This is a genomic window from Olsenella profusa DSM 13989 (genome assembly GCF_030811115.1).
Classification (GTDB): Bacteria; Actinomycetota; Coriobacteriia; order Coriobacteriales; family Atopobiaceae; genus Olsenella_F; species Olsenella_F profusa.
The window spans coordinates 469,967-483,507 of sequence record NZ_JAUSQK010000001.1; the positions used below are offsets into that span (position 1 = coordinate 469,967).

A 13,541-nucleotide genomic window follows, 5' to 3' on the forward strand; every position below is an offset into this window, starting at 1 on the left:
ACCAGTATATGACACGCGCCGAGCGGCGATGGAGCCACTCGGCGCGCCGGCTCGCACCTGTCGCCCTCATCCACAGAAAAGCGCCTCCCGCTCAGGTCACTCCGCAGAGAGCACACCGCCTTCGGTGTCACTGGCAGCGTCGCCCCGATGGGGGGAGGCGGGAGACGACCCCCAATGCTCACGCGCCTTGGGCAGATCCATATGGGTGTGCTCGGTCATCTTGGGAATCTCGCCCTCGCCCTTGGTGAAGGTGAGCCTGCGCTCGTCTCCCTCACCCTCGGCATCCACCTTGATGATGTCTCCGGCCTTCCATGTGCCCTGGAGCAGCTCCTCGGAAAGCGGGTCCTCGATGAGCGTCTGGATGGCGCGGCGAAGCGGGCGGGCACCGTAGATGGGGTCGGTGCCCTCCTTGGCGATGAGGTCACGGGCCCCATCCGTGAGCTCGATGGACATGCCCTGGGCGATCATGCGGTTGCACAGGTCGGCCACCATGAGGTCCACGATGCCGCGCAGCTGCTCACCCGTGAGCGACTTGAAGACCACTATCTCGTCCACGCGGTTGAGGAACTCGGGACGGAAGAGCCGCTTGAGCTCGCTCATCACGCGGGAGTTGATCTCCTTGTCGGAGAGGCCGGACGCGCCCTGGGCCGAGAAGCCCATGGTGGTGGTCTGGGCGATGTCACGCGCACCGATGTTGGACGTCATGATGATGACGGTGTTGGAGAAGTCCACGGTGCGGCCCTGGCCGTCCGTGAGGCGGCCCTCGTCAAGGATCTGCAGCAGCACGTTGAAGACGTCAGGGTGGGCCTTCTCGATCTCGTCGAAGAGCACCACGGAGTAGGGACGCCGGCGGACGGCCTTGGTGAGCTCGCCGCCCTCGTCGTAGCCCACGTACCCCGGAGGGGCACCGACGAGCTTGGAGACGGTGTGGCGCTCCATGAACTCCGACATGTCGAAGCTGATGAGGGCATCCTCGCTGCCGAAGAGGAACGCAGCGAGGGACTTGGCGAGTTCCGTCTTGCCCACGCCCGAGGGACCGAGGAAGATGAAGGAGCCGCCGGGACGACGCGGGTCCTTGAGGGGCGAGCGGCTACGACGGATGGCGCGGGCCACCTTGGTGACGGCCTCGTCCTGCCCGATGACGCGCTGGTGCAGGGCGTCTTCGCAACGCAGGAGCTTGACCGCCTCCGCCTCGGTGAGATTGGAGACGGGCACGCCCGTGATGTCGGAGATGACGTCGGCGATGGCGTCGGCATCCACGACGGTGACGGCGGCATCGGTGCTCTCGCGCCACGCGGTCTCGAGCTCGTCGCGCTGGGCAGCGAGCTCCTTCTCGCGATCGCGCAGGCGAGCCGCCTCCTCGAACTCCTGAGCCTGGGCGGCCTTGGCCTTCTCTTCCTTGATGTGGGCGAGCTGCTCGTCCACCTGGGCCAGCTCGGGCGGCAGGGTCATCTTGTGCACACGGGTGCGGGCGCCGGCCTCGTCGAGGGTATCAATGGCCTTGTCGGGCAGGAAGCGATCCTGCACGTAGCGATTGGACAGCGTGACGGCCGCCGCGAGGGCATCCTCGGTATACTTGACATGGTGGTGCCTCTCATAGGCACCCTGCAGGCCGTGCAGGATCTCCAACGTGTCCTCGGGCGAGGGCTCGCCCACGAAGACGGGCTGGAAGCGGCGCTCGAGGGCGGAGTCCTTCTCGATGTGCTTGCGATACTCCTCCGCCGTCGTGGCGCCGATCACCTGGATCTCGCCGCGCGACAGGGGCGGCTTGAGGATGGACGCCGCGTCCACGGAACCCTCCGCGGAGCCCGCGCCGATGATGGTGTGGATCTCGTCGATGAAGAGGATGATGGACTTATTGTCCATGACCTCCGCGATGACCTTCTTGAGGCGCTCCTCGAACTCGCCGCGGTACTTGGCACCCGCCACGAGGCTCGCCAGGTCGAGCGTCCAGATCTGGCGCCCACGCAGGATGTCGGGAACGTTGCCCGTGGCAATGAGCTGGGCGAGCCCCTCGACGATGGCCGTCTTGCCCACGCCGGGGTCACCCAGGATGAGCGGGTTGTTCTTCTGGCGGCGCGCCAGCACCTGCATGACGCGCTCCACCTCGCGGTCGCGCCCGATGACGGGGTCGAGCTTGCCGTCAGACGCCAGCTGCGTGAGGTTACGGCCATACTGCTCGAGCGTGGAGGAGTCATCCGACTGCTGTCCCTGCGGCCCCTGGCCCATGCCGCTAAAGAACTGCTGGCCAAAGCCCACGCCGGTAGGCTGCTGGTGGCTTTCCTTGGGCTTGTCGGCGTTCTTGTCGATGAGCTCGTTGACGGCGTTACGCACGGCGTCCGCCGAGACGCCCATGCGCGAGAGCGCCGTCATGGCGCGGTCATCAGACTCGGAGATGATGCCCAAAAGCAGGTGCTCCGTGGCTATGTAGGTCTGGTTGCGCGTCATGGTCTCGCGATAGGCATCCTCCAGCACGCGCTTGGCGCGCGGCGTGAAGGGGATGTGCCCCCCGGGAACGGGCTGGTTGTCCTCGGAGCTGATCTCCCTGACGGTGGCGAGGGTCTCCGTGTAGGTGACGTCCAGGCTGCTGAGCGCCTGCGCGGCGATGCCCTCCCCCTCCTTGATGAGGGCGAGGAGCAGGTGCTCCGTGCCCACGTACATCTTGCCGAGACTGCGCGCCTCGTCCTGCGCGAGGCTCATGACCTTGCGCGCCTTGTCTGTGAACTTCTCGAACATGTGGTGTGCGCCCCCTTTTTGGGTCGTAGGTCGGGCAAACGCCAACCGCTATGTATCGGTGGTCGTTATACCCCTCTTCGTACGGCACAAAACCACGGAGCATGGGGGATGCGCGCACCATTCATGGGTCCGCTGCTCGGGGTGCCGCCCCAAAGTGTACGTTTCAACGCATTCCGAAAAGGCCCAACGGGTCAAACGCCGTGCGAGACGACAGGAACGCACATTTGGGGCGATCTCTTGGGTAGACGTCTGAAAATCAGGCCCTCAGCGACCCCACCCGATGACCACCTGCTCCCCGCATCGTATACTGCAGTCATACGCAACACCGGCTCATCGCGGGTCAGGGGGAGTGTCCATGCAGTCACGCGTCGCCGTCATTGGCATCATCGTCGAGGATCCCGCTTCCGTGGAGGCGCTCAACGAGCTGCTCCACGAGTTTGCCGACATCATCATCGGTCGCATGGGCATCCCCTACCACAGGCGCGACATCAGCGTCATCAGCATCGCCGTCGATGCCCCGCAGGACAGGACCTCCGCACTCACGGGTCGCATCGGCGCGCTTGACGGCGTCAGCTGCAGGACCGCCTTCTCCAACCTGTTCTTCGATGCGGAGTAGGCCATCGGTCAGGTCGTGCGCAGCAGCTCCTCAACGTGCTGCCCGAGCGCATCCGGTGCCGTTGCGCACCCCCTGCATCGCGCCTGGCCGTCCCCCGGGCCACCATCGCCGCCATCGAGGCTGCGCACGAGGTCGCGCTCGGTGGCGGCATCGCGCCACGAGGGATGGTCGCCCCGCTTCTCCACCACGCGGTAGCCCACGCGCGCGACGCGCCGCTCCATGCAGCGGCGACACTCGGCCGCCTCGTCACCCGTACAGATCTTCCCGTCGTACAGCAGGTACTTGCTGCGCACGTCCCGCGGTGAGAGGTTGGGCATCACCACGTTGGCCCCGGCGAGCAGCCCCCGCTCGCGCCCCAGGGGGTCGATGGTGCCCAGCGCCGTCGTCGCAGGCAGCAGCACCTCGGGCAGCATCAGGCGGATGACGCCCAACAGGTGCAGCGTGTCCTCGATCGGCCCAGCGGCGTGGTTCCCAAAGGGCGTGTCCCTATGCGGGATGAAGGGGCCGATACCCACCATGTCCGCCCGGAACTCCTGCATCCAGAGCAGGTCCTCGACGACATGACCCCAGGTCTGATAGGGCGAGCCGACCATGATGCCGCAGCCCACCTGATAGCCGATGTCCTTGAGGTCATACAGGCAGCGCTTGCGATTGGCCAGGGAGAGCTCCACGGGATGGAGCTTGCCGTAGTGCCAGGGGTTGGACGTCTCCTGGCGGAGCAGATAGCGTTCGGCTCCCGCCGCGAAGTAGCGCTCGTAGCTCGCGCGCGGTCTCTCGCCTATCGAGAGCGTGACCGCACAGTCGGGATGGGCGGCGCGCATCCTGGAGATCAGGTCGCACAGGGTTTCGTCGGCGTAGGCGGGATCCTCGCCACCCTGCAGCACGAACGTCCGAAAGCCCAGGCAGTGTCCCTCGTCGCAGCATGCCAGGATCTGTTCCTCGGTAAGGCGGTAGCGCTCTGCATGGGCATTGCTGCGGCGCAGCCCGCAGTAGAGGCAGTCGTTCCTGCAGTGGCTCGTGAACTCGATGAGGCCGCGCAGGTACACCTCCTTGCCATAGTGCTCCTCGCGCACCGCGCGCGCGGCGGCATAGAGCTGCCGCTCCTCTGCCGGCGTGATGGTCGCAAGAAGCGCCGCCAGCTCGGCCGCCGCCAGCGTACGCGTCTCGCGCAGCTCGTGTATGCGACGCTCGTTCCCCGTCATCGGACGCTCGCATCCCCCTGAGCCGACACCTCTCGTGCCGCGGCACCCGTCACGAGCGCGGTCACGTTGGCTGGAGCACGGCCGTCGCCGAAGTCATCGGAGACGCCGCGGTCGTGGTCGCGCGGCTCTGCGTCCAGGGTCGCGACCAAGTCGGGAAAGAGGCTCAGGCTGCGCCGCAGGATGCCCTTCATGTGGGCGATGGCGATGCCGTAGTTGGTCATGGGAACGCCCTGCCCGGCGCATTGGGTCGCGCGATGCGCCATCTCGCGGGCGTTGAGCATGCAGCCCCCGCAGTGGATGACCAGCCGATAGGGCGTCACATCATCGGGAAAGCCCCTCCCCGACGTGGTCTCGAGCGCAAGGTCGCATCCCGTGTGCTCGGCCAGCCAGTGCGGGAGCTTGACCGTGCCGATGTCGTCGCACTGCCTGTGGTGCGTGCACCCCTCCGAGACGAGCACGCGATCGCCATCCGCCAGGCCGTCGAGCGCACGCACACCCTCCACCGCACCGGCCAGCAGGCCCTTGTGACGGGCCATGAGTATGGAGAACGACGTCAGCCGCACGTCCTGGGGCACGACGCGCGAGACGGGACCAAAGACCTGGCTGTCCGTGACGACGAGCGTGGGCTTGCGTGGGGCCATCCGCTCGAGCGTCCTGCCCAGGCGCACCTCCTGCACCACGAGGCACTCGGCACCGGCGTCCAGCACGTCGCGCACCGCCATCTGCTCGGGAAGGATGAGCCGGCCCCTGGGGGCCGCCTTGTCGATGGGAACGACCAGCACCACGAGATCATCCGGGCCGACGAGGTCGAGAAGCATCGGCAGCACGTCGTGGCCCGCCGTCCCGATGGCGGCGATGCGCTCCTTGAGGGCGCCGATGCCCTCCCCCGTGAGGCCGCTCACGTACACGTCGTGCGCTCCCGCCTCGGGGAGGGCACCGAGCAGGTCACGCTTGTTGTAGGCCACGACATAGGGCACGTCGTGCGAGCGGAAGAGACCGATGAGCTGCTCGTCGCATGCGCCAAGGCCCTGCGTGGCATCCACCACGAGCACGGCGAGGTCGGTCTGGTCGAGCACACGACGCGTTGCGTGCACCCGCCTCTGTCCGAGCGTCCCCACGTCGTCGAAGCCGGGCGTGTCGATGACCACGACGGGACCCAGCGGCAGGAGCTCCATGGACTTGCGCACCGGGTCGGTCGTGGTGCCCAGCGTATCCGACACGACCGAGAGGCCCTGTCCCGTGATGGCATTGACGACGCAGGACTTGCCTGCGTTCCTGCGGCCGAAGAACCCGATGTGCACCCGCTCAGCCGAGGGCGTGTCGCTCATGCCCATGAGATCTCCCCCTCCTCGAAGCCATCTCGAGATCGACAAGCGTCGCACTTCCTACCAGACGCGATCCTCCCAGCAGCTCCAACGGGTCGAGCCTTGCGACGTCCGGAATCTCGTGCAACCACTGCCGACCTGAGAGCGCGAGGTGCGGAAGGTCGCAGAACCTGGCGCCTTGGGGGCACACCGCCGAGAGGAACGGGTCCCCCACCATCAGCGTCGCCTGCGCCAGGACCTGCCGCAGGCGCTCCTCTCCAGGGGCACAGACGTCCCACAGACTTGGCTCCAGGAGGTCATGCGTGTCCTCGAGCGGGGTGACCAGGCGCGTGGGAACCCGCACGAGCTCGAGGCCCGCGGCGATGGATCCCATGGACACCGGCTCGCCGATGAGGGGGACGCAATCCTCCACCCTGCGCTCCCCGACGGTTGCGCGCCGCACGTCCTGGTAGGCGAGCCTGCTTCTCCCATCCCGCAGCGCGTCGCGAAGTGCGCGCTCAAGGCGGCCGGCAAAGGTCCCCACGGGAAAGCCCACCACGTAGGGAATGCCAAGGCGCCTCTCGAGCACACGAGCGGCACGCATGCCGGTTGCGGAGACCACGAGGTTCGCGTCCGCACGTGCCGCCGCCAGGATGGTGTCAAGCGTGTCTCCCATGGCCCAGCACGACTGCAGCCGAAAGCCGGCCCCCTCGAGCCAACCCACCAGCGACTCCCTCGTTCCCTCGGCGGCAAAGTCGAGCGGCGTCATGCCCAGCACGTTCACGCTGGGACGGACATCGGCATCGGCACCGAGGGGCGCCATCACCTGCCCCGCGACAAGCTGGAGGGCAAGCCCGGCTCCGCGCACGTAGTCGTGCATACCGTTGGTTGGCACGCAACGGGTGGGAACGCCGCTCCTGGCCTCGACGAGGCGTGCGATGGCAGCGAGGTCCGTCCCGATCTGGAAGGGTATGGGGGAACTCACCAGCACGATGAAGCGCGGGTGAGTCTGATCCGCGGCCTCCACCACATCGCGAACCAGCCTCTCGTCGTTTCCCAGGGCCGCGTCGCGCTCGGTGAGGCCGCTGATGAAGATGAGACTGTCCTGGTCGTACCAGCGAATCTCGTCATGCGTGTTGTAGGTTGAGTTGCAGCCCGAGGGGTCGTGAATCACGACCATGCCGCCCAGCTCGAAGAGGGCCGAGCACACGCCCGAAATGTCACCGGTGTATACGGGAAGTGCCTGGTACGCCTGCCTCATGCACACGCACCTCCCGCCGCACGAGACACGCTTGGCACCTGGCAGCAGCAGGGCATGCCAAGTCCCTTGCGCGGGACGAGCCCCCTCGTGTCCTTCCGCTCCGCCCATGCCTCGCGCATAAGGCGCACGAGACCGAGGATGGCCGAGTAGCCCCACATGCCATCCGTCTCTATGACATTCACGAAGTGCGTGGTCCCACAGAACCACGCCGCCTTGGGTCCAACGGCCAGCCAGCTGTCACCGCCATCGCGCGACTCCTGGCGCAGGGTGGGGTGGATGGTGCTCCACAGCTCGAGGTCCGGGGCGCACGCCCGCAGCCATTCCAGGGTGTCACGCTCCTCCCCGCTCACGGTATCAACGTACACGCGGCGCACGTTTATGCCACGACCGAGCAGGAGGCGGGCGAGTTCCAAGGGATGGTTGATGGCAACATAGTCTATGGCGACCGGCGTCCCCGAGAGCTCCTCCGCGAGCGCGCCCAGGGCCACGTCGCAGGAGGTGCGCAGGTCCGCCGTGCCGGGTGCCGGGCAGCCAAGCGCGTCCGCCAGGATGACAAGCCCCTCGTCGATGCTGTCATAGAGAAGCGCGGGCGGAAGATAGAGCCACCGCCTTCCCAAGCGATCGGCCGTCTTCTCGAGCCCCCATGCCCCAAAGAACGAGCGTGTGAGCAAGAGCGCACTTGCACCCAGCGACAGGTACTCGTCGAAGCTGCCAACATCGTGGAGCTGGAGCACGCGCCACCCGGCCCGCCGGACCAGGCGCACGATGTCCGAGTCATCCGGAAGGCGCAGGTCGTCCGAGACGATGCCAAGGAGCCGCTTGTCCATGGGAAGCTCCTGGAGCGCGTCAAGCATGGCCTTGCGCTCCTTCTGCTCGGGCGTGATGCCCGTCTTCTGCATGATCGGATCCATCCAGCAGCGCATGAAGAAGATGTCGGGGAAGCGTCTCTCCAGCTCGCGGTACACATAACGGACGTCGCAGCCCATGGAGTGGTGCAGGCACACCAGGAAGATCATGACCGCGCGCGGGCGGTAGGGCAGACGCCTGATGACGTCCGAGACACCCTCGATGGTCACGGACTCCAGGTTGTCGCACAAGAGGTCCCTCTCCTCCAGGACGACGCCAGAGAAGCGGTCAGACATCCCCATCTCCGCGGCCGTGAGCACGACCCCGCGCAGGCAGTTGTCGGCGCAGACGTATATCTGATGGCACTCGGGCACGAGCATGCCCGTGTGCACGATGTTCCAGTTCTCGTGCACGGGCGCGTTGAACTCCAGGACGTTGGGAATGGGGCGCGGGTACGCCGCATCCGCCGCGCGCACGAAGGCCGCGTACCCATCAGCACGGGCCACCTGCGCGGCCCCCTCGTCCCCCTGGGGCATGACGCGCGTCAGCATGGGCGCACCGCCTCCCCCGCCGCACCGGTGCACATGCCATCGGCGACGTCCATGCCACTCTCGGCGGCAAGCCTGCGGTGGACGACGTCGCCTCTGCCAAAGAGTCCCAGCCGTACCATGTCGACCCCCTCGCCTAGCAGATGCGCGGCAGAAGCTCGTTGCCCGGCTCGGGCAGGATGGTCTGGGTGCCAAGCTCGGTGTCCATGACCACGCGACCGGGAAGCTCGTTGGTGATGTGGCCGATGATGGTCGCACCCTCCGCGTGCGGGCACCCCCGGAGGGCCCGAACCAGGCGCTCGGCCTTGGCGGCGGGGCAGATCATCACGAGCCGACCCTCACAGGCCAGATAGAGCGGATCGAGTCCCAGCATGCCGCAGACGCCCGCCACCCCGGGGGCGACGGGAACCGCCGCATCGTCCAGGCGCACGCCCACCCTGCTCTGGTGGGCGATCTCGTAGAGCACCGTGCCCACGCCGCCGCGGGTGGCATCGCGGATCGTGTGGATGTCGGGCACGGCGTCGAGCGCGGCCTCCACCGCGGCCGCAAGCGGCGCGCAGTCGCTCGTGACATCCGCCTCGATCCCGTACGTGTCGCGGGCCAACAGGATCGCACAGCCATGACGGCCCACGTCGCCCGTCACGACCACGGCATCGCCTGGCTCGGCATGGGAGCCTGAGGGACGCGCTCCCGCGCGCACGAGGCCCACGCCCGTCGTGGTGATGAACACGCCGTCCACCTGGCCCTTGCCGGCGACCTTGGTGTCCCCCGCCACCACGGCGACGCCCGCCTCGCGGGCCACCCTCCCCATGGAGGCCACGATGCGCTCGAGGTCGGCCATGGGGAAGCCCTCCTCGATCTGGAAGGCGCAGGTGAGGTACAGGGGCTTGGCGCCCATGCACGCCACGTCGTTGGCCGTGCCGCACACGCTGAGCTCCCCCACGTCGCCACCCGGGAAGAACGCCGGGGAGACGATGAAGCCGTCCGTCGACAGGGCCAGGCGACCCGCCGGCACCGCAAGCACCGCCGCGTCATCCTCCGTAAGGTCCGGGTTGGCCAGGTGCCGCCTGAAGATGCCATCGATGAGCTCGGAGGTCTGCCTGCCACCGGCGCCCTGCGCCAAGGTCACGATGTCGTTCACGAGTGACGTCCCCCCTCTGTTGGCCCTAAGGTCACGGGCCGTCTTGAAGCCGCGGGTGCCAGGCCCACGTCAAGGTCGGCCCCGTACAGGTAGAAGGCCGAGCAGGCGCCCTCGCTCGAGACCATGCAGGCGCCCACGGGATGTTCGGGCGTGCAGGCCGTGCCGAAGGCCGGGCATGCTCGTGGCGTGCATGCGCCCTGCAGCACCGCGCCGCAACGACAGGCGGGGTTCTCCCGACCATCGATGCGGGGCAGGTCGTACCTCGCGCGTGCGTCATAGCCCGCATAGGGCTCGCGCAGGCGCAGGCCCGAGCCCGCGATCGTACCGATGCCGCGCCACGTGGCGTCGCACGGCTCCATCATGCGCGCCACGAGGCGCCGTGCCGCCGGGGCCCCCTCGGGCCGCACGACGCGGGGGTAGCAGTTGACGAAGAAGGGCGCGCCCTGGGCGAACTTGGTCACGCCCACCGCCAGGGCCGTCACGAGCTCCGTGGCCGTGAAGCCGGCGAGCACGCCGCTCACGCCCTCCGCCACGAGGTCCTCGCAGACCTTGGTGCCCGTGATGGCATGCACGTGACCGGGATAGAGGAACAGGTCGGTCGAGCCCCTCATGGCCTCGTAGGCCCCGGGCATGGTCCTGTTGGCCGTGAGCAGCGAGAAGTTGGTGAGCCCGTCGTCCGTCGCCGCGCGCACCGCAAGGCAGCTCGATGGCGCGGTGGTCTCGAAGCCCACCGAGAGGAACACGACCTGCTCGTCCGGATGGGCGGCCGCATAGGCCTCGGCGTCCTGGGGCGAGTAGACCACCCGCACCGTGGCGCCCTGCGCACGCGCCCCCGCCAGGGACAGCTCGGTCCCCGGCACGCGCACCAGGTCGCCGAAGGTACAGATGGTACAGCCGCGGTCGAGCGCAAGCATGAGGGCCTCGTCGACAAAGCCGACCGGCGTCACGCAGACCGGACAGCCCGGCCCACTGACGAGCTCGACCTGCGGTGGCAGGATGTGGCGGATGCCCTGGCGGAACAGCTCGTGCGTGTGGGTGCCGCAGACCTCCATGATGCGTACGTGGGGCCCATCGTAGCCCTCGAGCGCCTCGCGCGCCGACCGGCGCGCGCCGCATGCCGTGGCATGTCCGCCCATCACAGGTACTCCTCGACGAGGCCGTCCGCCTCGGACGCGTCATCATCCGAGATGCGGGCGATCGCGGCGCCCGCATGCACCATCACGTACTCACCCGGCTCGAGGTCGTCCAGCAGCTGGGCCGAGACCTCGCGCCGCGCCCCCGTGGCCTCCACGAGCGCCGCCCCCTCGTCGCTCACCGCGATCACCCGCGCGGCTACCCCTACGCACATGTCGTCTCTCCCTTCCTGCTCGGGGGCGCTGCGCCCCCGGGGTCGATGCCCGTCAGGGCGACGCCGTCCACGTCACCGTCCGCCACGGCCTGGGCGGCAACGACCGCCTGGCCCAGGGCGAGGCCTCCGTCATTGGGCGGAATGAGGCCGTGCGTGAGCACGGAGAGGCCCGCCCCCATGAGTGCGCGCTTCGTGAGGCCCAGCAGGAGACGGTTCTGGTAGCAGCCGCCCGTCAGCGCCACTGCGGTGACGCCCGCCTCCCGTGCGATCGCCCGGCAGGCGGTGGCCACCATGTGCGCGAGCGCGGCATGGAAGCCGTAGGCAAGGCCCTCCACGGGCCTCCCGGCAAGGCGTCCCCCGACAAGCCACCGCACGAGCCCCTCGGTCCCGAGCACGAGGGAGGGGGCCGCTCCCGCGTGTGGTGGCATGGCCTCGACCAGACCGGTCTCCGCAAGGCCGGGGACGTCGGGCAGCGGCAGCGGGACCCCGTCCCCCGCAGCCTCCCCTGCCGCCAGGAAGGTCGCGCCCCGGCCCTCCGCCCACCGGCGTGCCGCGTACTCAAGCATGCAGGACGCCTCGCCCTCGTAGGTGGAGGAGCGACGGATGCCCAGGATGGCGCTGGCGGCATCGAAGAGCCGCCCCGCGCTCGTGGACGTGACGGCATTGATGCGCCGCTCGACCATCATGACCTGTGCGCGGGCGCTCCTCTCGTCACACAGGCCGAGGCGTGCCGCGAGCTCGAGCGTGCGCCCCACGTCGTGCGTGAGCCCCTGCAGCATCGAGACGGCCACGCGCCATCCCTCCAGCGAGGAGCGGTCGCCACCCACCTGCACGAAGGGACGGATGCTCGCCCTGCGCTCAAAGCCATGGTAGTCGGCGAGCATGATCTCGCCGCCCCAGATGGTGCCGTCGGTGCCCAGGCCCGTGCCATCGAACGCGACGCCCACTGCGGGGCCCGTCCAGTCGTTCTCGGCCAGGCAGGAGGCGATGTGCGCGAAGTGATGCTGCACGCGCACCACGGGGACGCCCGCGGCGGCGGCGAGACGTTCGGCGATCGCCGTGGCGTTGTAGCTGGGATGCAGGTCACAGGCGATGGCCTGGGGATGTGCCTCCAGGAGCGTCTCCATGCGGCGCACGGACTCCTCGAGCGCCCGCACGGTGCGCAGGTCGCTCAGGTCACCCACATGGGCGGAGGGGTAGAAGAGGTCTCCCCTGCCGATGCAGAAGGTGTTCTTGAGCTCGCCTCCCACGGCCAGCACGCAAACGTCCTCCACACCCCGCGCGAGGCGCTGCGAGAGCACCACGGGCAGCGGCGCATAGCCGCGCGAGCGACGGATCATGTAGGGCGCGCCCTCGAAGAGGTCCATGACCGAGTCGTCCGCACGCGTGCGGATCGGGCGGTCGTGCGACAGGATGAGGTCGGCAAGGCCCGCGAGCTCGTCCCGCGCATCCCCCTCGTCCCGGCAGATGGGTGCCCCCGAGACGTTACCGCTGGTCATGACCAGGCAGTCGGGCACCTGGACGTCGTCATCGTAGCGAAAGAGCAGGAGCTGTATCGGCGCATAGGGCAGCATGACGCCCACGCTGGGGTTGCCCGGGGCGACGCTCGGCGCGAGCAGCCCGCCCGCCCGACGTCGCAGCAGGACGATGGGCCGCTGGTGGCCGCGCAGCACCTCCTCCTGCGCCGCCGAGAGAGTGCATTCGCGGTGGACGACCTCCTCGCTGCCCATCATGACGGCAAGGGGCTTCCGCGGACGGCGCTTGCGCCGGCGCAGCAGGCTCACAGCCCTCTCATTGGTGGCGTCACAGCACAGGTGGAAGCCCCCGACGCCCTTGACGGCCACGATGCCGCCGGCGGCGAGCGCGCGCCGCGCCGCGCTGATGGCCGCGTGCCCGCGCTCGTCGCGCCCCAGCAGGTACTCCTCGGGACCACAGTCGTTGCAGCAGACCGGCTGCGCGTCGTAGCGACGCGACGAGGGGTCCAGGTACTCGCGCGCGCAGTCGGGGCACAGAGGGAACGCCGCCATGCTCGTCCGCTCACGATCATAGGGCAGCGCGTCCAGAATCGTGAGACGCGGCCCACAGCACGTGCAGTTGATGAAGGGATGCAGATAGCGGCGGTTGGTGGGGTCAAAGAGCTCGCGCGCACAGTCGTCGCAGATGGCGATGTCGGGCGAGACGAAGATGGCGCCGCGCGCCCGCTCGCTCCCGACGATCGAGAAGGTGTCGTAGCGTCGGGCCGTACCGGCAGGGACGTCCCACTCGTCAACCTTGATGACATAGGCCCGCCGAGGTGGATGGCGCCGGACGAGGTCCGTGAAGCGCGCGACCCGCTCGGGGCTGCCCTGTGCGATGATCTCGACGTAGGGGCCCTTGTTGCAGACCGTGCCACACACCCCCGCCCCGACCGCGTGCCGTGCGACCGTGGGACGAAACCCCACGCCCTGCACGATGCCGAAGCAGCGCACGAGGCGCGTCACGAGCGCCTCGTGCGCTGAGGTGCCCGTCTCATGGGGCGTCGCGGCATGTGTCGTCATCG

General features: G+C 68.6%; 11 protein-coding genes. 1 reads left to right on the plus strand and 10 read right to left on the minus strand.

The features are described 5' to 3' along the window. Window positions 1-96: 96 nt before the first annotated feature. Window positions 97-2,736, minus strand: a complete 2,640-nt coding sequence (locus J2S71_RS02165; RefSeq protein ID WP_021727123.1) for an ATP-dependent Clp protease ATP-binding subunit — start codon at window positions 2,734-2,736, stop codon at window positions 97-99. Window positions 2,737-3,091: 355 nt separating this feature from the next. On the opposite strand from J2S71_RS02165, the gene J2S71_RS02170 reads away from it, so the two are divergent. Beyond that, window positions 3,092-3,352 (plus strand): TM1266 family iron-only hydrogenase system putative regulator, encoded by a 261-nt coding sequence (locus J2S71_RS02170; protein WP_021727062.1) that lies wholly within the window; start codon window positions 3,092-3,094, stop codon window positions 3,350-3,352. 8 nt (window positions 3,353-3,360) lie between these two features. Here the strand turns inward: J2S71_RS02170 and hydE are convergent, their stop codons facing one another. From hydE to hypF, 9 genes are read right to left on the minus strand one after another with little or no spacing between them, the layout of a single operon-like run. Next, complete coding sequence (hydE, locus tag J2S71_RS02175) at window positions 3,361-4,554, minus strand: [FeFe] hydrogenase H-cluster radical SAM maturase HydE (RefSeq protein ID WP_307388493.1); 1,194 nt, start codon at window positions 4,552-4,554, stop codon at window positions 3,361-3,363. Then, window positions 4,551-5,888 (minus strand): [FeFe] hydrogenase H-cluster maturation GTPase HydF, encoded by a 1,338-nt coding sequence (gene hydF / locus J2S71_RS02180; protein ID WP_307388495.1) that lies wholly within the window; start codon window positions 5,886-5,888, stop codon window positions 4,551-4,553. The genes hydE and hydF overlap by 4 nt, the downstream gene beginning before the upstream one ends. After that, window positions 5,860-7,119: a nitrogenase component 1 gene (locus J2S71_RS02185; RefSeq protein WP_307388497.1), complete on the minus strand. Its 1,260-nt coding sequence runs from the start codon at window positions 7,117-7,119 to the stop codon at window positions 5,860-5,862. The genes hydF and J2S71_RS02185 overlap by 29 nt, the downstream gene beginning before the upstream one ends. Beyond that, window positions 7,116-8,516, minus strand: a complete 1,401-nt coding sequence (locus tag J2S71_RS02190; protein WP_307388499.1) for a hypothetical protein — start codon at window positions 8,514-8,516, stop codon at window positions 7,116-7,118. Before J2S71_RS02190 ends, J2S71_RS02185 begins: the two co-directional genes overlap by 4 nt. Further along, window positions 8,510-8,635: a hypothetical protein gene (locus J2S71_RS02195; protein ID WP_307388501.1), complete on the minus strand. Its 126-nt coding sequence runs from the start codon at window positions 8,633-8,635 to the stop codon at window positions 8,510-8,512. Before J2S71_RS02195 ends, J2S71_RS02190 begins: the two co-directional genes overlap by 7 nt. Before the next feature lie 14 nt (window positions 8,636-8,649). Continuing rightward, entirely contained in the window at window positions 8,650-9,654 is a 1,005-nt protein-coding gene (gene hypE, locus J2S71_RS02200; RefSeq protein ID WP_021727126.1) for a hydrogenase expression/formation protein HypE, read from the minus strand. Next, on the minus strand, window positions 9,651-10,790 hold the full coding sequence (gene hypD / locus J2S71_RS02205) for a hydrogenase formation protein HypD (protein ID WP_084620964.1): 1,140 nt from the start codon (window positions 10,788-10,790) through the stop codon (window positions 9,651-9,653). The genes hypE and hypD overlap by 4 nt, the downstream gene beginning before the upstream one ends. Next, window positions 10,790-11,002, minus strand: coding sequence for a HypC/HybG/HupF family hydrogenase formation chaperone (locus J2S71_RS02210; RefSeq protein ID WP_021727111.1), 213 nt, complete (start codon window positions 11,000-11,002; stop codon window positions 10,790-10,792). The genes hypD and J2S71_RS02210 overlap by 1 nt, the downstream gene beginning before the upstream one ends. Beyond that, the gene (gene hypF / locus J2S71_RS02215) at window positions 10,993-13,539 is read right to left on the minus strand and encodes a carbamoyltransferase HypF (RefSeq protein WP_307388504.1); all 2,547 of its coding nucleotides are present in this window, start codon (window positions 13,537-13,539) and stop codon (window positions 10,993-10,995) included. The genes J2S71_RS02210 and hypF overlap by 10 nt, the downstream gene beginning before the upstream one ends. Window positions 13,540-13,541: the final 2 nt, after the last annotated feature.

What these genes read in the sequence shown, in the direction of transcription:
- J2S71_RS02195 (WP_307388501.1), bottom strand. Translation starts at nt 8,635, where the DNA reads ATGGTACGGCTGGGACTCTTTGGCAGAGGCGACGTCGTCCACCGCAGG.
- J2S71_RS02190 (WP_307388499.1), bottom strand. Translation starts at nt 8,516, where the DNA reads ATGCTGACGCGCGTCATGCCCCAGGGGGACGAGGGGGCCGCGCAGGTG.
- hypF (WP_307388504.1), bottom strand. Translation starts at nt 13,539, where the DNA reads ATGACGACACATGCCGCGACGCCCCATGAGACGGGCACCTCAGCGCAC.
- J2S71_RS02170 (WP_021727062.1), top strand. Translation starts at nt 3,092, where the DNA reads ATGCAGTCACGCGTCGCCGTCATTGGCATCATCGTCGAGGATCCCGCT.
- J2S71_RS02165 (WP_021727123.1), bottom strand. Translation starts at nt 2,736, where the DNA reads ATGTTCGAGAAGTTCACAGACAAGGCGCGCAAGGTCATGAGCCTCGCG.
- hydE (WP_307388493.1), bottom strand. Translation starts at nt 4,554, where the DNA reads ATGACGGGGAACGAGCGTCGCATACACGAGCTGCGCGAGACGCGTACG.
- hypD (WP_084620964.1), bottom strand. Translation starts at nt 10,790, where the DNA reads ATGGGCGGACATGCCACGGCATGCGGCGCGCGCCGGTCGGCGCGCGAG.
- J2S71_RS02185 (WP_307388497.1), bottom strand. Translation starts at nt 7,119, where the DNA reads ATGAGGCAGGCGTACCAGGCACTTCCCGTATACACCGGTGACATTTCG.
- J2S71_RS02210 (WP_021727111.1), bottom strand. Translation starts at nt 11,002, where the DNA reads ATGTGCGTAGGGGTAGCCGCGCGGGTGATCGCGGTGAGCGACGAGGGG.
- hydF (WP_307388495.1), bottom strand. Translation starts at nt 5,888, where the DNA reads ATGGGCATGAGCGACACGCCCTCGGCTGAGCGGGTGCACATCGGGTTC.